Origin of the sequence: Mesobacillus subterraneus (genome assembly GCF_003937825.1) — a bacterium.
In the GTDB taxonomy this organism is placed as follows: domain Bacteria; phylum Bacillota; class Bacilli; order Bacillales; family Cytobacillaceae; genus Mesobacillus; species Mesobacillus subterraneus.
On record NZ_RSFW01000006.1, the window covers coordinates 91224 to 115207 of the forward strand.

The window sequence follows — 23984 nt, forward strand, 5'->3', positions numbered from 1 at the left end:
ATTTCATTCCTCCAATTTTATGTGAAAACCTTTGATTTGCAGCAAATTATATAACTGCTCAATATGTTCTTGGTTCTTCGTTTCCACGGAAAGTTCAAGCTGAACATAGCCGGGATAGATATGCTTGCCCATACGGTGAAGGTTAACCGTTTGGATATTCGCTTCTAGTTCCGTAATGTAACTCAGCACCTTTTGCAGCTCACCTGATTTATCTTTTAAGGTAAGTGTAAACTGTGCGTACCTTCCAGACTCTACTAATCCACGCTCAATAATCCGCGAAATGAAATTTACATCGACGTTGCCGCCACTTAACACAACAGCTATCTTCTTGTTTTTAAGGTTTGTTTTTTCATTATTTAACAGTGCTGCCAGAGGACTTGCGCCTGAACCCTCGACTAGAAGCTTATTCCTTTCCAGAAGCATCAGCATTGTCCGGGCAATCTCCATTTCATCTACACAAAAGAGATCGTCCACATAATCCCTGATGATTTTAAAAGTCTCCTGGCCAGGTTTCTGAACGGCAATTCCGTCTGCCATAGTCGGAGCTGCTTGAACCGCCACTGGCTGATTTTGTTCCAGCGAGTGCTTCATGCTTGGGCAAGCAAGTGTTTGAACACCATAAACCTTAATATCAGGCTTTTTCTTTTTTACGGCCAGTGCAACTCCTGCAATCAGTCCTCCCCCACCGACAGGGCATATGATTGCGTCAACGTCCGGCAGCTGCTCGAGAATCTCAAGCCCGACTGTTCCCTGCCCCGCAATGACTGCATGGTCATCAAAGGCATGAATGAAAGTTGCTCCCATTTGATCTTTCAGCTGCTGAGCATGGGACAAGGCCTCATCAAAAACGGCTCCTTCGAGGATGACTTCAGCTCCATACCTCCTTGTCGCAAGTACCTTGCTCAGCGGTGCTCCCTTCGGCATAACAATCGTGCACGGAATCCCAAGCATTTTGCTCGAATAGGCCACCCCCTGGGCATGATTTCCGGCAGAAGCTGCCACCACCCCTTTTTTCAATTCATCTTCTGATAATGAATTGAGCTTATTATACGACCCTCGAACCTTAAAAGAACCCGTCTTTTGCAGATTTTCAAGCTTCAAATAAACCTCATTACCCGAAAGCGAACTAAACGTTTGAGAAAAATCCAGCGGCGTCATATGGACAATCCCCTTCATCCTCTCCCTCGCAATCACCACATCATCAAGATTCATCTACGTACCCCCAATCCAAACCCATTTTCCATTAGGTTGTACAGTGAAGGCGAAAAAAAAACAGAGGGACGGTTCTCCTGTTTTTTCAAAAAAAGTAAATGAATCCCACAAAAAACACAAGAACCGTCCCTGTGTTTCACCCCAGATAGCGATAATATAGGTTTTTGGCCTGAAGTGTGTCAGTGACTCCGTGTACGAGGACTCTTCCGTCTTTGAAGATGACTAATCGGGTTTGGTCGATTGTGAAGGTGAGCAAATATGGGTTCCGTTCGACCTGGATGCCTTGGGATTGCAGTGATGTTTCCAGCTTTGAAAGGTCCAGGTTCTGCAATGCTGATGGCCTGATTTGAACCGTTTCCCTTCCGCATAGCAGAACGGTTTTGGTTTGATTTTTATAGTCGAGAAAGGGATAAGCTGGAGCCACACCGCATGATTTGCACTCCTGATTTTTTAAGGACGACACTTCAATAGAACTAAACTGATTTTTCCAAAGATCAAATGATACCAGTGCTCTGCGTAGAGATTCAAAGTCTTCGACCAAAATCTTCAATGCTTCAGCGGACTGCTTAGATGCGACCAATTGTATAGCAGGCTGGATGACTCCAACAGTATCGCAGGTGACTCCGCCGAGAGGCAATTTTTCCATCAGGCATTTCAGGCACGGTGACACACCGGGCAATACGGTAAAACTCACCCCATAGCTGCCAACACAGCCTCCATAAATCCACGGAATTCCATGCTTTTGTGCAAGATCATTAATGATAAAACGAATATCAAAATTATCTGTTGCGTCAATCATTACATCAACGCCCTCCACCAATTCCTCTAATTCCTGCACGCCCACATCGAGAACAACGGGGTGAATCTGCACATCTGAATTGATCGCATTCAATCGGTTGGCTGCCGCAATCGCTTTTGGTGTTTTTCGGATTGCATCTTCTTCACTATAAAGCTGCTGACGCTGCAAATTGCTCCATTCGACATAGTCACGATCCGCGATAGTGATCGTTCCGACTCCAGCCCTTGTGAGCGTTTCGGCATTTGCAGACCCTAACGCGCCAGCTCCGATAATCAGGACATGTTTGTCCCTGAGCTTCGTCTGTCCTTCAATGCCAATTGGTGAAAATAAAATCTGTCGGGAGTAGCGTTCATTCAACTAAAAACCATTCCTTCCTCCGGGCTGCTGGCTGATGCATAACGTCTTCGCGGCATCTTCCCTGCTTCATATCCCAACCGGCCAGCTTCAACTGCCAGTTTCATGGCTTTGGCCATTTTAACTGGATCTTTCGCAGCGGAAACTGCTGTATTCAACAAAACTCCTTCAGCGCCCAGCTCCATCGCCAGTGCTGCATCAGCAGGGCTTCCTATTCCCGCATCCACAATTACTGGTACATTCGCCTGCTCCGTAATGAATTGGAGATTCATTGGATTGATGATTCCCTGTCCTGTTCCAATTGGCGAAGCACAAGGCATTACCGCATGGCAGCCGAGTTCTTCTATTTTTCTGGCAAGCACCACATCATCTGAAATATACGGCAGCACAATAAAGCCTTCTTCTAAAAGGATCTCCGCCGCTTTAAGTGTTTCAACAGGATCGGGTAGAAGCGTTTTGCTGCAGCCAATCACCTCCACCTTGATCATGTCGCAAAGCCCGGAAGCCTTGGAAAGTCTGGCAATTCGCACCGCTTCCTCGGCTGTCTTTGCTCCTGCCGTATTGGGCAAAAGTTTATATTTTTCTAAATCCAACTTCTCCAAAAAGTTTGGCTGGTCCGCATCAAAAATGTTCATCCGCCTGACAGCAAAGGTAAGCACTTCTGATCCAGAAGCATCTACTGCTGCTTTTTGAACATCAAAGCTGGGATATTTCCCTGTTCCAAGCAACAAACGTGATTTGAATTTATAAGGTCCAATTTCCAACATCTCATCCGCCTCCTACAAAATGTACGATTTCAATCCGGTCCCCATCTGACAGTATGGTTTCAGCATGCAAGTTTTTATCGATAATTTGCTGGTTCTGCTCAATAATGACGACCTTCTCCTCCAAATTGAAATGCTCAAGCAGAAGGGAAACCAGATTGACAGTGTCCGGAAGCTCCATAGCATTTCCGTTTATCACTACTTTCATAAAAGCACCCCTTTTTCACTAGATTGAAGTCGGGCCAGCCCAAACGGGTTCGGCTGGTCGGTTTTTCCCTCTAAAAGATCTGCAATTAAAACTCCTGTGACTGGGGCAAGCAGGATTCCATTACGAAAATGACCGGTGGCAATATATAATCCCTTATAATCAGGATGTTCTCCTAAAAATGGCTGTCCATCAGCTGATTGCGGCCGGACCCCTGCCCATCCACGGTCCCATTCTGCCTTTCCTATGTCAGGAAGCAGGGTCTGGGCCTTTTCCATCAGAGATGATAACCCTTCAACAGTCACTCTCTCATCGAATGAGTTGGCCTTTACGGTGGCTCCAACTAAGACTCTTCCTGAACGCTTCGGGACGATATAGCATCCATGTGAAAAAATTGTCCCTTGTATAAGCTGTTTTTCAGGGATAACCGTGAAACACTCCCCTTTTACCGGAATGATTGGAAGGGTAAGACCCGTCCTCTCTAGAACCTCCCTGCTCCAGGCACCAGAAGCGACGATCACAGAATCAGCAAGGATTTCCCCCATTATCGTTTTAACCCCAAGAGCCTTTCCATCTTTTAAAATAAAATCTATTACATTAGTAAACTCAAAAACTTCAGCTCCAAGGGTAACGGAAGCTTTCGCAAAGGCAAGAGACAATTCATTAGCCTCGAGCTGCCCATCTTTTGGGATAAACATGGCACCACGCAATTCTCTTGATACGGAGGGCTCCCGTTCGATTAGCTCTTCAATCGTAAGCCACTCGGCCTGTTCTCCTAAGCCCACCTGTCTTTCTATTAATCTTTTCAGTTCACTCTCCTGGTCTTGATCGACTGCCACCTTGTACGTTCCGTTATTTCGGCAGCCTATATGCAACTGCGACAAATCTTCCAGTTCTGGTATCAAGGTTTGGTACATCGAGCGGCTTTTGCATGCCAGCCGGAAAAGCGGTCCGTCCTCTGTAAGCTCCGTTTGCGTCCCTAAAATTCCTGCAGCGGCTCCGGAGGCCTTTCCTGCTATTTTCCCTTTCTCTAAAACCGCCACTTTATATCCTCGTTTCGCAAGCTGAAAAGCGATAGAACTACCGATGATTCCTCCTCCAATAATTAAGGAATCAAAATGCTTTCTCATACCTATGCCTCCCCGTTCAGTTTCTCTGCAAAAATCTTTGCCGCCTCCAGAGGATCCGCTGCCTGTAAAATCCCTGACATGACAGCAATCCCATCAGCTCCAGCACTTATAACCTCATGAACATTTTCTGGTTTGATACCGCCAATCGCAAGGACCGGGATTCCGATTCCCTTTTTTACAGTCTTAAGAGCTTCCGTGCCCCTTGGCGGAATTCCCTTCTTGGTTTGCGTATCAAATAAATGGCCAAACAGGAGATAGTCGGCCCCCTGTTTGGCCGCTGCCCGCGCATCTTCAGGAGAATGAACGGAACAGCCAATCGTTAAGTCAGGAAAATGCTTTTTGACAACATGGACGGGAAGGCTGTGAAAAGCAAGCTGCACTCCTGTTTTACATGCCCATGCCACATCCACCCGGTCATTGATCACGATTTTATGAAGGGGGACTCCTTTTTTCACCAGCAGTTCAACACCTTCAAAAATTTCTTTTGAAGTCCGATGTTTTTCCCTTAGGTGAAACTTGTCTGCGAAGGGTTCCACTTTCCCTGCAATTCCAGCAAAAGCCCTTAGAGAAAGTCTTCCATCAGAAATGACATGCAGCTGTTTCCTCATTCAGGCAACACTCCTTTTAAAAGTAAGCAGAACCACCTTTTGAATAGAAGCGGTTCTTAAACTCACTTTCAACTAAGTAGATTATCTTCTAATTATTGATAAATGCTTCCTCCGGCTTTTTTAAATTCCTCGGCTTTTTCAACGAGCCCTCTCTCAATTGCTTCATCTGTGCCGAGCTTATGCTCTTTTGCATAATTTCTGATATCGTGAGAAATTCTCATGCTGCAAAATTTAGGTCCGCACATGGAACAGAAGTGAGCGGTTTTAGCACCTTCAGCAGGCAATGTTTCATCATGGTACTCCAATGCGCGCTCAGGATCCAAGGAAAGATTGAATTGATCTCTCCAGCGGAATTCAAAACGTGCTTTTGACAAGGCATTATCCCTCTTTTGGGCACCTGGATGGCCTTTTGCCAGATCAGCGGCATGGGCGGCAATTTTATAAGTGATCACACCCTCGCGCACATCATCTTTGTTCGGCAGCCCCAAATGTTCTTTTGGTGTTACGTAGCAAAGCATGGCTGTACCATACCAGCCAATCATCGCAGCACCAATTGCAGAGGTAATATGATCATATCCTGGAGCGATATCTGTCGTAAGCGGGCCAAGTGTATAAAAAGGCGCTTCCTGGCAAATTTCCAGCTGCTTATCCATGTTCTCCTTGATTAAGTGCATCGGAACATGTCCCGGGCCCTCAACCATTACCTGTACATCGTGTTCCCATGCAATCTTCGTCAGCTCCCCAAGTGTTTCGAGCTCCGCAAATTGAGCCTCGTCATTGGCATCCGCAATCGATCCCGGCCTCAGCCCATCTCCTAATGAGAATGCGACATCGTAGGTTTTCATGATTTCGCAGACTTCTTCAAAATGTGTATATAAGAAGTTCTCTTTATGATGATGCAGACACCATTGAGCCATGATAGAGCCGCCACGCGATACAATTCCAGTCAATCGTTTGGCTGTAAGCGGAACATATCTCAACAGGACGCCAGCATGAATGGTAAAATAGTCAACCCCTTGCTCCGCTTGTTCGATAAGGGTATCCCTGAACACTTCCCAGGTAAGATCCTCGGCAATGCCATTGACCTTTTCAAGCGCTTGGTAAATCGGAACAGTACCAACCGGAACAGCTGAGTTACGGATAATCCATTCGCGTGTTGTATGAATATTTTTTCCTGTAGAAAGATCCATAATTGTATCTGCACCCCACCGGGTAGCCCAGGTCATTTTCTCTACCTCTTCTTCAATCGAGGAGGAAACAGCCGAGTTCCCAATGTTCGCATTGATTTTTACATGAAAATTCCTGCCGATGATCATCGGTTCAGTCTCTGGGTGATTGATATTAGAAGGAATGATGGCCCTGCCCCTTGCTACTTCAGAACGAACAAATTCCGGATTCATATTCTCGCGAATGGCTATGAACTCCATCTCTGGCGTAATGATCCCCTTTTTGCATAGTGAAGCTGGGTGACATTCAACCCTTTTTTCGCCCTCAAAGGCTTGCGGGATAAGCCGGGAAAAACTTTATCATTTGCACGAGGGTCATCTTCACTTCGGTAGCCATTATCCTCTGGCTTTATTTTCCGTCCATCATACTCTTCAACATCCCCTCGCTCTTGAATCCAGCGATTTCTCAGCGCAGGAAGGCCTTTTCTAAGATTTACTGTATAAGCAGGATCAGTATAAGGTCCGCTCGTATCATACACACGAACCGGCTCATTGATTTCCTCTCCAAAAGAACCGCTGGTCGGGCTTAATCCAATCTCCCGCATCGGAACCCGTATATCCGGCTGCGATCCCTCAACATAGACTTTTTTGCTTCCAGAAAAGCTTGCCATAATCGAAATGCTGTCCTGATTTAAAGAATTTGCTGTTTTCATGATTATCTCTCCCTTTTTTAATGGTGGGACGAGATCTGGCACCAAGGAAGTTCCATAGTATGTAAAAAAGCCGGTCCACATAAAGATGGACCGGCTTAACCGCGAATGTTTTTGGCACAAAAAAATCTTGCACATCTTAACTTCCCCACGCTGGTATGATCCAGATCAGGTCCAAAGAGTCAAGGAACTTTAACGCGTTCCTTTCTCAGCCCAAGCCATTGGGCACCCCTAGTTATTGCTATTCAGTTCCCTTATAGTATACATAATTCAGAAAAAAAAGAAAGGTTTTTTTACAAAACAGAGGGACGGTTCTCCTGTTTCTTCAAAAAAAGTAAATGAATCCCACCAACACACAAGAACCGTCCCTGTGTTTCCACTATAAAATGAAGATTTATCAGGAAGGAAGTTAATCCTTTGGCTCAATGCCCATTATTTTTCACAAAAAAACCTGCTAATGTAGTAATGAACCCTATTGCCATTAAAATTTGGACAACATTTGAAGGCCCTGATTCACAGCTTGAAGTATTTTGAATAAATAAAGCTAACTAGATAATGGATATCCCTAATAGCATTATTTTTACAGGCTCTCTCACAAGATGCACCTCTCTCTTTTAATTCACTACTCTCATCCCATATCAATTAACAATAAATTAAGTTCATCCTTAAGTGATGTACCATTTTGTTTCTTAGTAATTTCAAAAGGTTTATTATAAAGACATGCATGTTTTAGAGCTAAAAATCCATCGAGAGGGAAAGTATGAGTCTGCCACTCCTGGCGATATCCTAATATCCCCCTTTGTTTGATCACCCGATCCAACTCTTTTACTACGCACAAAGTGAATTCATTAAAGTTACATTTTGTTTTTAATACTGTTCTAGGTAAATTAGGATTCTTCTTTCGATCTACGTCTAGATTTTGATTTTCTGTGACTATAATTTCTAGGGTTTCAAAGTCACGCTTAAATTCCCAACGCAATAAATAAGCGTCCGTACACCAATTAATACCTCCATTTATTTTGTGAAAAGCACCTTCTTTCCAACTTAATTTGCATAAAGGATGTATCGATGCTAGGTATGAAACGAAATCTCCAAGAGCATCTGAATGGAATGAAGGATAAAACTCATACTTTTGTCCGTTAATCTCTAAAATGCAAGTTGAATTACCACTCTTAATATCTACATATGAAAACCTCAAATTTGATTACCCCCACAGAATCTGAAAGCCGATAGTATATATTTCTTTAACTATATATCTTTATCCTTCTACTATTTTTATGCGCCTATTGGTTACGTCCATTCTATGCTAAAAACCTAGTTTCTTCTCACTTCAGGACTAATGTACATAAAAACGGACTTAAAACATCACGCAGACTTACATTTAGAATGAATCCAAATATTTCGTGGAAAGCCAGCTACTAGTCAAGGGATAATTAGGAACTTTTCATTTGCCAAATATTTGATCAATCACATAATAAAGAGAATCCTGAAACATGCATTTAAAGGAGAAAATCTCGATGGTATCAAAATGACGGAAAAATTAGTTCAGGATAGGTCTTGATGAGAAAAAGCCTCAAGTTGTTCATAAAATCCTTGATAAATAAAGAGTGCATGTCGATTATTTACAATCCGAATTGCACTAAAAGATATACTTATTTGATATAAGGAATAAATCATCTTCCTAAAGACCGGGAAAAGCTTGTTCCCAGCCTTTTATTGTGCAGTTCCCTTCTTATGTAACTTATAAGCCCTATATGAGATTCAACAAAAATAAGCATTAACCCTTCTTGTACTACACCTCAATTGTTAGACAACTCTAACTGAAAGGATACAGCACATTTTAAGGATCAACGCTCATAAAAATTGTTCCATTATATGTGTCTTCCTCACCTGGAAGGACTTAAATTTTCCATCTAATGGTCAGCAATTCCCTCATTGCCCTTTGCTTTAATCTTATCCAAAAATTTTATAAAACCTACGAATCCTCTGATTGTAAATAAAGTGAAATTAACACTCACAAAAGTGTGCAAAGGTGACCATTGATTCCATTTAAACAATCTTGTGTTTTTTTCCATAAACCACTGAGCTAAACTCATAGGCACACTAAAGATCAAGCTTTTCAATAAAATTTTCACGAAATGATCATTGTACGATATTTTCACCCAGATAACACTTAAAATCGGGAAAAATAAGATGTCATAAATTATATTCGTTTTAAAGACTTTAGGAAAAGGACGAACTGGGTATTCCACTCTTTTTGTTCCAACTACATAAGCATCAATAAGCGTAGAAAGAACCCCTTTAGAAAAAAGAATGAGCAGATTTTCTCTCATTTTCTCCCCTTTAAATAAAAACGGCAAAGTAATAAAACATAGAGAGGTAAGTAAATTCAACAGTTTTTTCTCCATAAAAACACCCTTCTCATGTGTTCTTGACTGACCTTCTTACATTTACCTTAGTCAGGAAACATTATTCATTAGTGCTTTTATTTATTGCATACAAGGATTAACTGGACAAAATGAATGCTTATCTTCAAATCTGTCAATAAAACGATACATAAATTTCCTTTATTAATGAAAAATTAAAATAACTAACACGTTTTTAAGGAGCCTAATCAATGTCATTTAAGCAAGGACTAACTGATTCCGAGAGAGCTTATGATCAATTTACTGACAGCAGTTCGCTATTTGCAAAAATAGTGATGGAAGATTTTTTATTTACATGGCAGTGGTGGTTTGGCATAGCCCTCTTTGTCATACCATGGATTATGTGGTTTGCATTTAGAAAAAAGGAAAGTACGGGGCGTTTACTTTTAGGTGGACTATTGACAATCGTATTATCACTTACGATAGACCTCGCTGCACTATCATTAGGGCTTTGGTCTTACCCAGTGGTTCTTATACCATTAGCTCCCTTTTTATTTTTGCCCTATCATTTTTCTTTAGCTCCTGTAGGAATAATGTTTGCCCTGCAAATCAAACCTAATATGAACTCCTTTTTAAAAGGTGTGATTTTTTCAGCGGCTGCTGCTTTTTTAGGTATGAATTTCTTTAATGCAATTGAATTTTATAACCCTAAGAGTTGGTCGACCTTATATGACTTTTGTATATTTCTTTTTCTTTATTATGCCGCGTATACCGTAGTAAAACTAGATAGCTTTAAGAGAATAGAACCTTAATTTAACACTAGGAAGCAGTTTTGCTTCCTTTTTCAACTACTTTAAAATCATATTTATTTATTTTTATATGCAAATCTTCTTTCACTAACCAGCTCAGTATGGAATACTGACTCTAATCATTGTAAAGGTAGTCAATAAAGTCAAAGAAGTTATTTGTACTGTAATTTGGAGTATCTATATTTAATCCAATAAAACTGACCTCAACCAATTTGGGAATATCATTACGGAAATCATACCCATACACAGTTCCGCCACCATCTGATCCTATAACTACAAATCCAGGAGCGTACTCACTTACTTCATAATCTTCATTACTTTCTGCTAATTCTTCAATCTTCCAAATTCGAAGATAACTGACTTCGCCAATTGTACCTTCTCCACCGTTTGTTTTTTGCATAAAGTCGAGATAATCCCGAGGAAATTTCACATTTAATTCTTTTTCAACTTCTATAATTTCTTTTTCCGATACAGGAGTATTAAAAGTAAACTTTTCGAACATCGGATTCTTTTTTTCAAACATTCTTTTTCTCCAGACTCTATTATTATAGTTTTGAAGACTCCTTATTACGAGGAATTGCATTAGGTTCCATTTATAAGTAATAACTGCTTGTTGTTTATTTACCCCCAGCTTAATAAAAACATCGAGGATAACCATCCCGGGTCGACGCTTTCCAATACGTCCAATTACCATTTTACCGTTCGGAAAAACAGAGGGACGGTTCTCCTGTTTTTACAAGAATAGTAAACGAGTTCCAGCAAAACACAAGAACCGTCCCCGTGTCTTAATTTTCTATGACAATTTCACCTTCACCATTTGGTATTTCGAAACCTTTTAGGTAGGCAGTTAGGAGTTCTTCTGTAACAGGGAACGCATTTGCATCTAACCGTTTATTACGTAACTTCAGTCGTTCGCGCAATTCATCTGGATGCGTTTTTATATAAACCAGGATCCATTTCCCGCCTGAATCCTCAATCATTTTTTTATATTGGTTTCTTGTTGCACGGCTCCAGAAACTGAAGTCAATCACCACGTGTTGCTTACTCGCAATTAACTTGATTAAACTATTTTGAACTTTTCTTTCTGCATCGATTTTGTATTCCTCAATTTTATCCATAGGAAAATCAATCCCATAGCGGCCATGAGTCGCCCATATTTCTTCATCAATGGATAGGCGTTCAAACCCTTCCTTTTCCAACTCTTGCGAAAAAGTGGTTTTACCAGAACCAGCTACACCGCACATCATTACAACTATAGGAGCGAAACGATTTGCTTCACGAAAAATTAAATCGAAATTAAACTTTTCGAACATTGTCTCCCCCAGTTTTAAGACTTATCACCCTAAAGAGATATCCTTCATTTCTTTAAATGCCAATTCCTCTGAAATCGCAGCTTTCATTATCGTTCCACATTTTTCACTGCAAAGCGGAAATATTCCATCACTGCATTCATTTTCGCTTCCATTTCTGAGAAATCAATTTCATCAGCAAACTTAACACTCAAACCAAAACTGGCTTATCCCCTTTAATCTTCTTCATACACCACGCACGTCTCAACGTACTTTACACCTCTATTAAGAAATCCTTCCATTAAACATTCAACAAAAAAGTGCACGAACCCTTTTGGGGTCATGCACTTTTGGTAAAAAACAGAGGGACGGTTCTACTGTTTTAATAACTAGTCAGCGACTGCGACCAAAACAGAAGAACCGTCCCCGTGTTTTACCCGTGTTTTACAGAAAAAGAGCATGAATTAATTCTTTGATAAGCCTTCATGGTCAGTAGCGAGTGGAGGTTGTTCCATCCAGCCCTTATTTATCAAAAGATTCATACCATCTTCTGCTAATATCCCAATGTCAGCTATCATTGTGGCATAGCTGACAGCTAAATCTCTCCGTTGGCACAAAGCCAAGGCTTCTCCATAATATCCGATAGCAGATGAAAGAAGGGTTGAAACATGAAATAGCATGAGCTTATCTGAAAATGGAGGGATTGTTGAATCGGTAACCTCCGATTCAAATGTTCTTGGGAGATGCAAATTGTCTTCCTTCAACATTAATGAAAGGATTTCATAATGTTTTATGCAAATTTGCCTTCCCCTCTCCATAAATTTTTTTACTTCCTTTGATTGGGAAACCTGCCCGAATGCTAATTCCAAGATAATTTTAACCATTGTTTTCTGTAAGTTTAGATATGTACCACTGACTTCCACTGCATTTATTGGCCTGCGTTTTCCAAACCATCCTGTTATAAAGCTTTGTTTTTTGATAAACTCTACCTTTTGTTGATTGTTAAATGTAGGGGGTTTACTAATAATCCCTTTAGTTGAAAGTACCGCAGTTGCTTTATTAAAGAGTTCCAGCGATTCAATCATAACTTGACTAAAGTATTGCCGCTGTTCATCCTTCACTATATTCCCAATTGCCCCGGCATATCTGGTTAAACCATGTATAGCCATGATTTGTGTATAAACTATCATGAAAGTATCTGTAAATAATCGCGGGGCTTCAACTGTAACATCCTGAGCGGTAAAACCCATTGGCTTAGGATATCCTTCTTTTGTTAGAAATCCCTCGATCTTTCCTAGGTGACTCTCCGATAATTCAAGGGCGTATTGGAGCACTTCCCGAATATTTTGATCCTCAACATGGTATAGAAAATGCTGAAAAATACATCGTGCCAGGCTATCATTTATATACTGCATCCAAAGATTTGCAAGCTCCGATGATGTTATTTTGGTATCATGATATTGACTCTCCATATATGTACCATACCTCCGAGTATTTTATCTAGGTTAGTATAACCAGGTGTTCCATTTTTATAAAATTCCAGCTGGATATTCCTACTAGCTCTGATATCGATATCGAAAAGCTTAGGTTTCGCTTCTTAGTGTACGCCTGCTTCATTTATTTATATCCGATGTTATTCAACTACCTTTTTCTCATCCCCTAAAACAAACACAGAGGGACGGTTCTACTGTTTTAATAATTTGTCAGCGACTGCTATCAAAACACAAGAACCGTCCCCGTGTTTTACTCGTCACTTCTATATTCCAATATATCTCCGGGCTGACAGTCTAGGGCTTTGCATATTCCTTCTAATGTGGAGAAGCGAATTGCTTTTGCTTTGCCGTTTTTTAATATGGACAGGTTGGCCATGGTGATGCCGACTTTCTCTGACAGTTCGGTGACGCTCATTTTCCTTTTTGCCAACATTACATCAACGTTAATTATAATCGCCATGTTTTTCACCTCAGACCGTAAGATCATTTTCTGATTTTATATGGATGGCTGTTTTTAAAAGCTTCTGGAGAACAGCGGCAAAGACTGCGATCACCATGCACCCGAAAATGATGACCATTCCGATCAAGATCATTCCTGGTGCATCATCCATCTCGGCCATCAGATAGATCAACGGCATAAAAATCACGAATAGTCCGCCGATGATGATGCCGCAGTTCCTAATTTTTTTCAATGCATTCACAGACAAATCCGAAAACGCCTCGTTCTTGTCAATATAGGTTAAGAGTTTGAATGTCTGGAAAAGAGCTCCGTAAAATACAGCCGCGGCTGCATACAATCCAAGCAAAAATGGATATTGTAAAAAATCCAACGTAGGATTTAACTCCGCAAAAAACTCAGCGATCTCCGGCAACACAAAGATTGCTAAAGCTAAAACAGGAAGACCCATTAAAAACAACACGATTTTTAAAAAGAATGTTTCTTTTTTCATCCTTCACACCTCGAATGTAAATTTATAATTTGATTGTAATAGATTATTTATCGTTTTTCAATAAATTTTTATTGAATTTTACATTCAGCGATCAATCGACTTATTTCCCTTTATTTGGACGAACGTGCAATTAAGCAGCCTGAGTAAGAAATTCCATTCGTTTTTCGTGCAATTATTGTAGGGTTTTGTGCAATTAAACCAACTGATTACGCAATTATCACGGATTATTAAGAGAATAATTTTTCCTGCAGCACTCATCTCCATTAAAATAAAAACTCAGACAAATAAATCACCGACGTAACCGTCAACATGCTGAATATCGTCGAAAATAACACCGCCTGAGCGGCATACTCCGGATGATTTCCATACTCCAGCGCTAAAAGAGAGCTGTTTCTGGAAGTCGGGAACGAGCTGGCGATTAACAGCGCCTGTGCAACAGTACCTTCCAGGCCTAAAAGTAAGATGGAAACGAAAGCAATGGCAGGTGCCACCACCAGCCTGCCCAATAAAGTGAGTACCAGCGGCGTAGAAAAGCGATGGAATTTTATAAATGCGCTCTGTGCCCCCAGCGTGATCAGAGCAATCGCCAAAAATGCATTTGACGTGTTTTCTATTGGGGTCCAGATAAATTCGGGGATGGTAATGGAAGTTACCCGAAGGAACACCCCTAACAATAAAGCATAAATGACCGGGTTTTTAAAAAATATCTTCAGCGCCTGGAGGCCCTTACTCTGAACGGATACTGAATTAAAGATCCCGTATGTAAAGGTAAGCAGATTTTGAAAAATCATCACCACAATTTGGATCGATAAACCGATCGGATTGTGCTGAAAAACCAGTTGGCTTACAGGCAATCCGAAGTTGCCAGAGTTGATCAGGACGACACTATTTTTAAAAGTAGCCGATAACCCTTTTTCGAATTTAAGTAACTTGGCAATGCCGGTACTCAAACCGATCAGAAAGAAATTTTGTACAGCCAGGAATCCAATAATATAGACAACAATGGTTCCTCCTAAACTGCTTTCATAGATATTGGCGAAGCTTACAGCCGGCATGAGCAAATAATTATTCAACTTGGACAGTGTCCCCATATCAAACTTAAATTTCCGATGAAGGAATGCACCGACAGCAATCAGGAAGAACACCGGCATAATCACTTTCATTAAAATAAGAAATAAAACTTCCATACACTCACCTCTTTTCCATTTAAATTATAAGGAGCTTTTAGGCATCGTTAAAATTCAAAAAAGCTATGAAGAGCCATTCGAAAAACGAATAAAAAAAAGCATGGGTCATGAGAACCCATGCATGAATCAAATATCATTTTTAACATCCAATGCCTTGATAAAATCAACAAATTCCTTCACGACTCGAAGGTCCATGGATTCCTCGTGATACAGCATCCACGTTTTCCTAACAAGTGGTACCCCATTTCGATCAAGCAACGGAATGGAATGCAGGTTCGGTTCATTACCGACAAGTTCACTCGGCAGAATCCCATATCCCAATCCATTCTTCACCATTTCCTTGCATGTGTCCGCTTTATCGACCTCCATCCCAATCAATGGAGGTTCGGGGAATGTGCTCGTCCACCAATTATCGATCAATGCCTTAAAGGCATGGTCCGTATCATATTGTACTCTCGGCAATGCCGGTAAGTCCTTAAGATCGATTTTCCCCTTCGAGGTGACGCAGATATTCTCTTCAAACAGGAGATGCCTGGCTCCACCCCAATCATAATCGCCTCTGACAAATCCTATATGGACTTCGCGATTGTAAACGCGATCCAGCGCTTCATAACTCCACCCTGTTGTTACCTTATAGTTCACCTTGGGAAATTGTTCACGAAACAGTTTTAACAAGCCCGGCAGCTTGTGCCTTGTGATGTAATTGGAAACTCCGAGCCGTAAAGTTCCGTTAATCTCATTGTCCATGTTTTGAACGGTTTCTTTGATTTGAATAATCCTGGCAAGCATTTCGTCCGCACATTTCACAAGATATTCTCCCTGCGGCGTGAACTGGACTCCCTTTGCCCCTCGAATAATGAGCTGCTGGTCGTATTCCTTTTCCATCTGCTGGATTCTCTTCGTCAAAGTAGGCTGGGATATGTACAAGCTTTGAGCTGTTTTCGTGATATTCTTCTTTTCATGTAAAACTTTTAAGATTTGCCAATCCCGTTCATCCATGCTGTCCTCCAAGCCCTCTAGTTAATATTTTTGATGACCCTGGCAGGGTTCCCAGCCCCCCCATGTTGCTTCATGGCTCATTTTAAAAATTCTAACCCACCGCCTAGCCTGTGCTTCATATAAAGAACCAGCCTTATCTTCTTGCACCAGGGGACTAAACCGTAACGAACTTACTCTTCCCACCGAGGAATAAATCTTCCTAAATACTTCTTATTTATATTTAATAGAAAAGCTAAACAAATGGCACCTAATAGACTTGCGCCCAGTATCAGGACAAATGGATGAGGATTATACCAGTGCTCCACTTGCCCGATTGAAATGATGAGGACCCCGACTGCCATAAAAACTGTTCCCGTTTGATTCAGGTATTTTGGTAAATCATCAGCAGATAAACTACTTTTAATCGCCTTGTTAATGTTATGGTTCGTTTTGCTTGATCGATTTCGTAAAAAGCCCCAAATCAGATAATAAGATCCAGCTAATAACGGTGTTATCATCTGCTCCTCCTATTCCTCTTCATCTTCCTTAAATAAATTCTACAAATGAGCACGAATCCCTTCTAGATGGGATTCGTGCATACTGAAAGCGCTTCTATCACCATATAAATCTCATAAAAATGCACTTACATTTAATTCAAAGTGCTGGTAAAATAAGTCTTACGTACATCTTTATTAAACTATAGTTAAAACAAGGATAGAGGCAAGCCTAATGCATACTGAAAAAGAACTCCTTCGTAAAAAAATTGAAGATTGCCGCAGGAAACTGATCAAGGTTGCGACCGCCCAAGGTTTTAATAGTTCTGAAACCATCCGCCTGAGCCAGAATCTTGATAAACTCATCTTAAAATATCAGAAATCCTGACAAATATTTGTGCCCTTTTTCAAGAATATGGTATTCTATTACCACATATCCCCAATCAAAGGAGATTACCCGTGAATAAAATAACACTAGCTGAAGCAGTAAAGCTGAAAAGTGTACTGGCTAAGAGAATTCGTGAGCTTGAAGATGAAATGGATCGCGTTGCTTTTGTGACGATTGAAAAAGACAGTGCGCTTCCCAAGCAATCTAGGACTCTCGCAGACGTTGAGCGGGAGATGGATGAGGTGCGGAAGGATTTCCGTCTTCTGGACAAACTCGTGTATCGTGCCAATATCGATCACGAAGTTCCTTTTAACAATGAGACGTTAACAATAGTCGAGGCAATTGAACTGGCTACACAGCTCCGCGCAAAGGCCCGGAAGCTGAAGGAGTTCGCCATGGCACCTAAGGAAGAGACTGCTTACCTTTTTAATGAGACTGTGCTGATGATGCGCGTCGCAACATTTGAACCTGAAGCATACAGGGTAAAAGCACTCGAAGCCGAGCGCCAGGCAAACAAGCTTTCCAACCTGATCAATGCCAAGAATTACACAGTAGAATTAGATTTTGACAGCGATAAATATTTCTGATCCTTGGAGGGGTGAGACTCCCTTCCAAGGGATAGAAGGAGACCTCTTATTCAAATCTAATAGTAGATTAGGAATGGCCAATGGCAAACCAATGAACATTGCCCCATCACTTCTTCACCTGTAACCTATAACCTACTATGGCGAATGGAAGGTCGCTGACCGATAGTCCTTATGTACTCCTTCTATCAGCAGGACGGTCCCTGTCTTCGGGACCGTCCACACAAAGAAGCTGAACCTGCAGCTTGCTGGTTCAGCTTTTTTGAGGTTAATTCCGGGTGGCATCGATTTAATACCAGTTGAGAATGATTTAATACCAGTTGAGAATGATTTAATACCAGATGAGGATGCTTAAATCCAGTTGCCGACACTTTCCTACCCGTTTTAAATCCTATAAAAGGAGATGCCTATGTATACATATGAAACATTTTTATCAGACGGAGTTTTTACATTATTAAGGCCTGTTTTTTTCACTCTATTGCTAGTTTCGATCATTCTGCTGCTGTTGATTCTTTATCCCAGGACCCGGCAGCGAATGCTGAATACATTCAGTGTGATCAGTTTGTCTGCCATCTTTGGAATTATTACCGTTCAGGTGATCTATTATGATGCTATTATAGTCGATGAGCTTAGCTTTGGAGGAGATCCAACCAGCACGACAACAGCCCTGGCTGTCATGGTATTCACCATAATAAACCCAATCCTATTTTTTGCGTTAAAATCAAAAGGCTGAACTCCTTCGTTCAGCCTTTTTTCTCATAACCAAGCACATAAAGCGGCTCGTTCTCCATGTATTCCGCGAACAGCACATCATCAACGTGATGGATTTTTTGCTTCTCCAACTCCCTCTTCAGCCACTGCTCATCGACCCCTGCTTCCTTGAGATTCTCGGAAACGACCTTCCCATCAAGTATCATATTGACTGGAATGCTAGGGTCCTGTGCTTTTATTTTCATATCACTGTTTTTAGGCGTGTCGTACTTTGCTTTTGGCAGGACACTGACCATTCCGTTCGTTTCGATGATTGCATATTCAACTTCCCTAAGCGAAAAATAGCCCTGCTGCCGTACTAACCCTTGCAGCTGATTGATATCCAGTTTTGCTTTTTTCAACGCTTCGAATTTGATTTTCCCCTTGCGTACAACAATATTCGGCTCACCCTCAAGCAATTTTCGCGATCCCAGGAATTTCTGAGTCACGATTTCGGTCACATATACAAGCACACCCCACAACGCGACCGCAAAAGCGATTTCGCCAATCTTCACCTCATGGTCATAAATGGCATTCCCCACCAATTCACCAAGGATGATCGCCGAAATAAAGTCGAACGGGGTGATTTGGGAAAACTGAGTCTTCCCCTGCATTTTCGTCATGATGAATAAGAAGACAAACCCGCTTGTTAACTCCAATGCTATTGATAAATAATGATTCAAGACTCCCACTCCTTCGTTACCCATTATGGGAAAAAGCGAAGAACTTGAACCCCTGATTTTAGAAAAATATGCATAAAAAAATTCTGGAATAAAAAACTATGAGTTAGTATCTTACATAGGAGTGTTTGGAATGACCTTTCAGGAAGCCTTGGACCAAGTCGAAAAAGCCAACAAGATTATTGTCGATGCCAATAAAATGATAGCGGATGCTTCCTTTCAAGGATTTGCTTATACAACTAGCTGGTGGGTCGCCCTATGCATGCTGACTGTTCCATGGGTCCTGTGGGCAATTTTCCGAAAAAAAGACAGTACAGCCCGTTTGCTTTCTGCTGCCCTGGTCGTCATTTTTCTGTCATCGATTTTGGATGCCTATGGAGTGGACCGAGGGAAATGGTCATACCCAGTAAAGGTAATACCGTTGCCAACTATTAGCTACTCCTTCCGCTACTCGGTCGTCCCGGTCACCATCATGTTCCTGATTCAATATAAGCAAAATATACACCCGGTCATTAAAGGGATTCTTTTTGGCGGAGTCAGTGCATACATCGGAATGCCCATCATGGAACAGCTTCACTTGTACAAACAAATAGACTGGAAATACACATACTCCTTTTTGATGCTGGCCATCATGTATTTAATCGCCGACTGGTTCAGCAAACGTGAAAGCTTCAGGAGAATTGAAGATAAGATTGAGAACAACGCAGATTAAGTACGGCTCCTTGCCAGCCGAAGAACATGTGCATCTTATTGGCTAAGACTTTTCTTCAGTTCCTTAGTATGGTACTGCAACCTTTTTTGATAATAATTCAATTTACAATCACAACTTATCAATATTTTATCCGCAGTAAGGAATACTACTTATCGAGGTGAAAATATGGATCAGGAAAAATTAAAACTAACTTCTTCTGAAATAGGGTCATTGTGGGGAGAATATGTTAACGGGACGATGACAGATGTTGTAAATCGGTATATGTACACCATCATTGAAGACGACGCAATAAAAGCCATTTTTGAGGAAGCAATTAACATATTTGAACGACAAAAGAAACAAATCGCTATTTTTTTTGAAGACGAAGGATTCCCAGTACCTATTGGCTTTAATGAAACCGACCTAAATAAAGGTGCCGAGCGGCTTTTTACAGACACTTTTTGCTTGAATTATTTACATATTATGACTTTGCATGGTTTGGTAGGCCACACCACTGCATTAGGGGTTTCTGTCCGGAAAGATTTAAGGGATTTTTATGACTCATGTGACAATGACGCGAAAAAAATGTACCACCAGACGATTGAACTACTGCTGGCAAAAGGCATTTTTCAGAGAGATCCATTATTTTATCCTGCAGCGAACCCGGAATTTATTGAAAGCGAAGACTTCATAGATGGATTATTTGGCAGAGGCAGAAATTTATCAGCCACAGAGATTATTAGCATTTCTTTCAATCTAAAGAAGACCATAATGGCGAAAACTCTTTCAATTGCATTCAGTCAGGTTGCAAAATCAAGTGAAGTGAGAAAGTTTTTATCGGATTCGGAGAAAACAGCTGACCAACAAATTCAAACTTTTTCCAAAATCATGCATAACGATAACTTACCTGTTCCATCCTCCTGGGAAACAGAAGTAACAACATCTACTGTATCTCCATTTTCCGATAAGTTAATGTTGTATCATACGGGTTTCTTGTACCAGGCCGCTCAGGTTTATCACGGGACAGGTTTGGCTTCAGCTATGAGAACAGATCTAATCACAACGTATGAAAGTATCATTTTAAAAAATTTAATGGTGACAAAATCATGGTTTGACATTATGGAGAAAAACAGATGGTTAGAACAACCACCTCTAGCACCCAATAGAAAAGAAATCGCAGAGTAATTAAGCACAGCTGATAATACGGTCAATTTCCGAGCTTTCAATTTTCTTAATTGCCTATATACAAACCAACGGTCCTTCTTTTTCACAAAGGAGGACCGTCTTCTGCTTATACACCTTTCACAAGTTCCCTCATCGAGTTGAGCTTTTCAGAGAGTTCCATGAACCACGCTTCATCCCCGGTTGCAAGCGCAAGGTCAATCAGGTAGTGAATTTGTTCTTTATTTTTCACATGGGGGTCAGGCAGTTTTTTCACATCAGTTTGTAAAAGAGGGATTGTTTTACCAGCCAAAGCGTCATGGTCACTCTTTGTGACTGTCACACCGACCAGGTTTTCGAGGATATTAAATGATTCGACATAACCAATGATTAATTCTCCGTCCCTTGAGTTCCCTTTGATCCAATCCCCCACTTTTAAAATGTCATTATGATTGGACATATGCTTTTCACCTCTTAAACTGTAAAATTTTTTATTACATTTATATCAAGAAGAGCCATCCTACTTCTCGTGCTTAATCAGATCGACTACTTCTTTTATAGAATAGTTTTTCAAAAATTCTCCCAGATGTTCCTCAGCTCCAAGGAAAATCGCAAACAAAACCTTGTGCATATTCGCCCCGACAAGACAACGTTCATTTGAGTCCGGACATTTCGGCTGAAGAGCACCTTCTGAGGTTAACTTGTAGATGTCCCAAAGATTCACGTTTTCGAGCTCGGCTGCAAAAATGAATCCGCCTCCGGTGCCTTCTTTGGAAACAATGAATCCGTGTTTTTTTAATAAACTTAACACTTTGCGGATACGCACTGGATGCACGCCAGCACTCTCCGAGATCGCGTCGCTCGTAGACATACGGTCCGGCTGCAACGCAAGATAGGTTAAACTGTGAATGGCTAGGGTAAAATCACTATTCATTGCCTGCCTCCTAACCTCTATTTATACTGTAATAATATACGTTACAGATTAGGCAGTCAAATTAAAAGCCCTTTTGCTCCACTGCTTCTCCACTTGGGCTTCCGCCACCCGGTGGATTTCTTCCCATGAAATCCCTTTATCGACAATCACATTGGTGTGATAATTTTTCCCTTTGTATGCGATCGTCAGGAATACTTCCATCATATCCCTTCCTCCCTTCTCGTTATTAATTGGCCAGTCTCTCCTCGTCGAGTCCATGAAATGCGCGAAGCTTACGAGGCAGGAAACTGCGAATTTCTTCATCGTTATAGCCAACCTGCAGTCTTTTATGATCCTGGATAATCGGACGGCGCAGCATTTGCGGATTTTTAATGATCAATTCATATAATTGATTCAGCGGCAAAGAGTCGATATCCAAGTCCAATTGCTGAAACTTCTTCGAATTCTTTGAAATGATATCTTCTGTTCCGTCCTCTGTCATGCGAAGAATCGACTTGATCTCACTGACGGTCAGAGGGTCATTCACGATATTTCTTTCGATAAAATCAATCTGATGCTCCTGCAGCCACGCTTTCGCTTTCCGGCAAGAACCACAGCTTGATGTGATATACAAAGTTACCATTCTACATCGTCCCCTTTGAACTCGTACTGTAATTTCATTTATTACAGTTGTTTTAATACTGTAACCTGATCCATTACAGTTAGGTAATACTGTAATAATAAACTTTACAGTTCATTTCGTCAATAAGGAATTTAACTCCCGAATCAAAATGTATGACAAGCAGGCTGATCTTGAATAATAATAGAGGATAACTGGAGAGGACTTCAGGTGTTTACTCGTAAAAAATCTAATGATAAGGAATGATCTCATGATTTCTCTTAAAGGAAAAACAGCAATCGTTACTGGAGCAGGCCGTGGGATTGGCCGTGCGACCGCGATTGCCCTGGCTAAAGAAGGCGTCAATCTTGGGTTGATCGGATTGAACTTGTCCAATCTAGAAAAAGTGGCTGAAAAGCTTGAACAATATGATGTGAACATTTCAGCAGCTTCTGCGGATGTATCCGACCTAGAAGCCGTTCAGCATGCGGTTGAACATATCAAATCCGACCTCGGCCAGATCGATATTTTGATTAATAATGCCGGTACAGCGAAATTTGGCGGCTTCATGGATCTGACTCCTGAAGAATGGGAGCATATCGTCCGCGTCAACCTGATGGGTGTCTACAATGTGACCCGTGCAGTTTTACCTGAAATGGTCGAAAGAAAGTCAGGAGACATTGTGAACATCTCCTCTACTGCAGGCCAAAAAGGTGCGCCTGTCACAAGTGCATACTCCGCTTCCAAATTCGCAGTCTTAGGGCTGACAGAATCCCTAATGCTCGAGGTCAGAAAGCACAATGTCCGTGTGACAGCCTTAACGCCGAGCACAGTCGTCACGGATTTGGCAGTCGAAAGCAATTTGATCAGCGGCAACCCTGAGAATGTCATGCAGCCTGAGGATCTTGCTGATTTAATCGTATCAGGATTGAAGCTGCACCCTCGGGTCCTTGTTAAAACGGCTGGATTATGGTCCACTAATCCATAAAAAGAAAATTTCAAACTGCACCCTTGAACTTCAGGCGGTGCAGTTTTGTACTTTATATGAAGGAGGCAGAAAATGAATATATTATGGGATTTCGATGGCACTCTTTTTGACACGTATCCAGCGCTGGTAGAGGGATTTGTTGAATTGAGCGGCAAAGACCTGTATCGTGAGGAAGTACTGAATTGGCTGAAAAAAGATTCAAAAACGGCATTCAAACATTATGGCATCGATGAATCACAACGGGGAGAATATACGAAATTACATAATCACTACGCAAAAACAATCAGCAACCCCTTCAACCATCTGGAGGAAGTCTTATCACAGGTGGGTGATAATATCATCGTCACACACAGGGATCAGGAATCGACCATTTATCTCCTGGAGAAGTTTAACCTGAGGAACTATTTTAAAGAAGTCGTTGCAGTTGAAGAGCAGGGATTTGCCAGGAAACCAGATAGCGCGTCCTATGAGTATGTGCTAAAAAGTCACCACATCGATCTTGTCGTAGGCGACCGGGAGCTGGACCTCATTCCCGCACGGAAACTGAACATCAAGACCGCCGCTTTCAAGAACAAGGGGATCGAAGCCGATTACCATTTTGAAAGCTTCGCTGATTTCATTCCCTTGGTCCTTAACCCGCTTCAGCAATCGAAAAAGTAATTCCGCTCACATTTTCAAAAAACGGGCTTATCCTTT

At 41.4% G+C, this 23984-nt stretch carries 29 protein-coding genes, 1 pseudogene and 1 riboswitch; of the genes and pseudogenes, 8 read left to right on the top strand and 22 right to left on the bottom strand.

The window, feature by feature from the left end; genetic code table 11:
* Positions 1–3: 3 nt before the first annotated feature.
* The 9 genes and pseudogenes from ilvA to EJA10_RS03490 all read right to left on the bottom strand — a co-directional run bounded on the left by ilvA (position 4) and on the right by EJA10_RS03490 (position 9356).
* A complete protein-coding gene (gene ilvA / locus EJA10_RS03450) occupies positions 4–1212 on the bottom strand; it encodes a threonine ammonia-lyase (protein WP_125478606.1) in 1209 nt (402 codons plus the stop codon).
* Between the two features lie 136 nt (positions 1213–1348).
* The gene (locus EJA10_RS03455; protein WP_125478607.1) at positions 1349–2368 is read right to left on the bottom strand and encodes a thiazole biosynthesis adenylyltransferase ThiF; all 1020 of its coding nucleotides are present in this window, start codon (positions 2366–2368) and stop codon (positions 1349–1351) included.
* Positions 2365–3132 (bottom strand): thiazole synthase, encoded by a 768-nt coding sequence (locus tag EJA10_RS03460; protein WP_125478608.1) that lies wholly within the window; start codon positions 3130–3132, stop codon positions 2365–2367. The genes EJA10_RS03455 and EJA10_RS03460 overlap by 4 nt, the downstream gene beginning before the upstream one ends.
* Before the next feature lies 1 nt (position 3133).
* Positions 3134–3337: a sulfur carrier protein ThiS gene (thiS, locus tag EJA10_RS03465; protein ID WP_125478609.1), complete on the bottom strand. Its 204-nt coding sequence runs from the start codon at positions 3335–3337 to the stop codon at positions 3134–3136.
* On the bottom strand, positions 3334–4464 hold the full coding sequence (thiO, locus tag EJA10_RS03470; protein ID WP_125478610.1) for a glycine oxidase ThiO: 1131 nt from the start codon (positions 4462–4464) through the stop codon (positions 3334–3336). Before thiO ends, thiS begins: the two co-directional genes overlap by 4 nt.
* Before the next feature lie 2 nt (positions 4465–4466).
* Positions 4467–5072, bottom strand: a complete 606-nt coding sequence (locus EJA10_RS03475) for a thiamine phosphate synthase (RefSeq protein ID WP_125478611.1) — start codon at positions 5070–5072, stop codon at positions 4467–4469.
* 92 nt (positions 5073–5164) lie between these two features.
* Positions 5165–6951: pseudogene (thiC, locus tag EJA10_RS03480) on the bottom strand (phosphomethylpyrimidine synthase ThiC).
* Positions 6952–7076: 125 nt separating this feature from the next.
* Positions 7077–7191: riboswitch (TPP riboswitch) on the bottom strand.
* Between the two features lie 385 nt (positions 7192–7576).
* Positions 7577–8146, bottom strand: coding sequence for a hypothetical protein (locus EJA10_RS03485; protein ID WP_125478612.1), 570 nt, complete (start codon positions 8144–8146; stop codon positions 7577–7579).
* 715 nt (positions 8147–8861) lie between these two features.
* On the bottom strand, positions 8862–9356 hold the full coding sequence (locus EJA10_RS03490) for a CBO0543 family protein (RefSeq protein WP_125478613.1): 495 nt from the start codon (positions 9354–9356) through the stop codon (positions 8862–8864).
* A 209-nt stretch (positions 9357–9565) separates the two neighbouring features.
* On the opposite strand from EJA10_RS03490, the gene EJA10_RS03495 reads away from it, so the two are divergent.
* Positions 9566–10126 (top strand): CBO0543 family protein, encoded by a 561-nt coding sequence (locus tag EJA10_RS03495; protein ID WP_125478614.1) that lies wholly within the window; start codon positions 9566–9568, stop codon positions 10124–10126.
* Positions 10127–10238: 112 nt separating this feature from the next.
* Here the strand turns inward: EJA10_RS03495 and EJA10_RS03500 are convergent, their stop codons facing one another.
* The 8 genes from EJA10_RS03500 to EJA10_RS03535 all read right to left on the bottom strand — a co-directional run bounded on the left by EJA10_RS03500 (position 10239) and on the right by EJA10_RS03535 (position 16538).
* Positions 10239–10646, bottom strand: a complete 408-nt coding sequence (locus EJA10_RS03500; RefSeq protein ID WP_170169054.1) for an SMI1/KNR4 family protein — start codon at positions 10644–10646, stop codon at positions 10239–10241.
* A 262-nt stretch (positions 10647–10908) separates the two neighbouring features.
* Complete coding sequence (locus tag EJA10_RS03505) at positions 10909–11436, bottom strand: P-loop nucleotide/nucleoside kinase family protein (protein ID WP_125478616.1); 528 nt, start codon at positions 11434–11436, stop codon at positions 10909–10911.
* Positions 11437–11876: 440 nt separating this feature from the next.
* Positions 11877–12884, bottom strand: coding sequence for a DUF3231 family protein (locus EJA10_RS03510; RefSeq protein ID WP_125478617.1), 1008 nt, complete (start codon positions 12882–12884; stop codon positions 11877–11879).
* Between the two features lie 271 nt (positions 12885–13155).
* The gene (locus EJA10_RS03515; RefSeq protein WP_125478618.1) at positions 13156–13365 is read right to left on the bottom strand and encodes a helix-turn-helix domain-containing protein; all 210 of its coding nucleotides are present in this window, start codon (positions 13363–13365) and stop codon (positions 13156–13158) included.
* Between the two features lie 10 nt (positions 13366–13375).
* Positions 13376–13855 (bottom strand): DUF2975 domain-containing protein, encoded by a 480-nt coding sequence (locus EJA10_RS03520; RefSeq protein ID WP_125478619.1) that lies wholly within the window; start codon positions 13853–13855, stop codon positions 13376–13378.
* A gap of 263 nt (positions 13856–14118) precedes the next feature.
* A complete protein-coding gene (locus tag EJA10_RS03525) occupies positions 14119–15042 on the bottom strand; it encodes an AEC family transporter (protein WP_125478620.1) in 924 nt (307 codons plus the stop codon).
* A 126-nt stretch (positions 15043–15168) separates the two neighbouring features.
* Positions 15169–16041, bottom strand: coding sequence for a LysR family transcriptional regulator (locus tag EJA10_RS03530; RefSeq protein WP_125478621.1), 873 nt, complete (start codon positions 16039–16041; stop codon positions 15169–15171).
* A 170-nt stretch (positions 16042–16211) separates the two neighbouring features.
* Positions 16212–16538 (bottom strand): hypothetical protein, encoded by a 327-nt coding sequence (locus EJA10_RS03535; protein WP_125478622.1) that lies wholly within the window; start codon positions 16536–16538, stop codon positions 16212–16214.
* Between the two features lie 211 nt (positions 16539–16749).
* Between EJA10_RS03535 and EJA10_RS03540 the strand changes: the two genes are divergently transcribed.
* The 3 genes from EJA10_RS03540 (at position 16750) to EJA10_RS03550 (ending at position 18219) form a co-directional block, all read left to right on the top strand.
* A complete protein-coding gene (locus EJA10_RS03540; RefSeq protein ID WP_125478623.1) occupies positions 16750–16902 on the top strand; it encodes an aspartyl-phosphate phosphatase Spo0E family protein in 153 nt (50 codons plus the stop codon).
* A 71-nt stretch (positions 16903–16973) separates the two neighbouring features.
* Complete coding sequence (locus EJA10_RS03545) at positions 16974–17489, top strand: hypothetical protein (protein ID WP_125478624.1); 516 nt, start codon at positions 16974–16976, stop codon at positions 17487–17489.
* A 406-nt stretch (positions 17490–17895) separates the two neighbouring features.
* Complete coding sequence (locus EJA10_RS03550; RefSeq protein ID WP_125478625.1) at positions 17896–18219, top strand: hypothetical protein; 324 nt, start codon at positions 17896–17898, stop codon at positions 18217–18219.
* 10 nt (positions 18220–18229) lie between these two features.
* Here the strand turns inward: EJA10_RS03550 and EJA10_RS03555 are convergent, their stop codons facing one another.
* Positions 18230–18919, bottom strand: a complete 690-nt coding sequence (locus tag EJA10_RS03555; RefSeq protein ID WP_125478626.1) for a DUF421 domain-containing protein — start codon at positions 18917–18919, stop codon at positions 18230–18232.
* A gap of 130 nt (positions 18920–19049) precedes the next feature.
* On the opposite strand from EJA10_RS03555, the gene EJA10_RS03560 reads away from it, so the two are divergent.
* Both EJA10_RS03560 and EJA10_RS03565 read left to right on the top strand, forming a co-directional pair.
* Entirely contained in the window at positions 19050–19628 is a 579-nt protein-coding gene (locus EJA10_RS03560; RefSeq protein ID WP_246017673.1) for a CBO0543 family protein, read from the top strand.
* A gap of 165 nt (positions 19629–19793) precedes the next feature.
* Positions 19794–20792: a DUF3231 family protein gene (locus tag EJA10_RS03565; RefSeq protein ID WP_125478627.1), complete on the top strand. Its 999-nt coding sequence runs from the start codon at positions 19794–19796 to the stop codon at positions 20790–20792.
* A gap of 106 nt (positions 20793–20898) precedes the next feature.
* Here the strand turns inward: EJA10_RS03565 and EJA10_RS03570 are convergent, their stop codons facing one another.
* The 4 genes from EJA10_RS03570 to spxA are packed head-to-tail and all read right to left on the bottom strand — an operon-like array spanning position 20899 to position 22324.
* Positions 20899–21228 carry an IDEAL domain-containing protein gene (locus EJA10_RS03570; protein ID WP_125478628.1) on the bottom strand — a complete coding sequence of 110 codons (330 nt, stop codon included), beginning with the start codon at positions 21226–21228 and terminating at the stop codon, positions 20899–20901.
* A 60-nt stretch (positions 21229–21288) separates the two neighbouring features.
* Complete coding sequence (locus tag EJA10_RS03575; protein WP_125478629.1) at positions 21289–21702, bottom strand: RrF2 family transcriptional regulator; 414 nt, start codon at positions 21700–21702, stop codon at positions 21289–21291.
* A gap of 48 nt (positions 21703–21750) precedes the next feature.
* A complete protein-coding gene (locus EJA10_RS03580; RefSeq protein ID WP_125478630.1) occupies positions 21751–21906 on the bottom strand; it encodes a BA3454 family stress response protein in 156 nt (51 codons plus the stop codon).
* Positions 21907–21928: 22 nt separating this feature from the next.
* Entirely contained in the window at positions 21929–22324 is a 396-nt protein-coding gene (spxA, locus tag EJA10_RS03585; RefSeq protein WP_125478631.1) for a transcriptional regulator SpxA, read from the bottom strand.
* Between the two features lie 247 nt (positions 22325–22571).
* Between spxA and EJA10_RS03590 the strand changes: the two genes are divergently transcribed.
* Together EJA10_RS03590 and EJA10_RS03595 are read left to right on the top strand one after the other, a co-directional pair.
* Positions 22572–23288, top strand: coding sequence for a 3-ketoacyl-ACP reductase (locus tag EJA10_RS03590; protein ID WP_125478632.1), 717 nt, complete (start codon positions 22572–22574; stop codon positions 23286–23288).
* Positions 23289–23360: 72 nt separating this feature from the next.
* Positions 23361–23948, top strand: coding sequence for an HAD-IA family hydrolase (locus tag EJA10_RS03595; protein ID WP_125478633.1), 588 nt, complete (start codon positions 23361–23363; stop codon positions 23946–23948).
* Positions 23949–23984 lie beyond the last annotated feature (36 nt).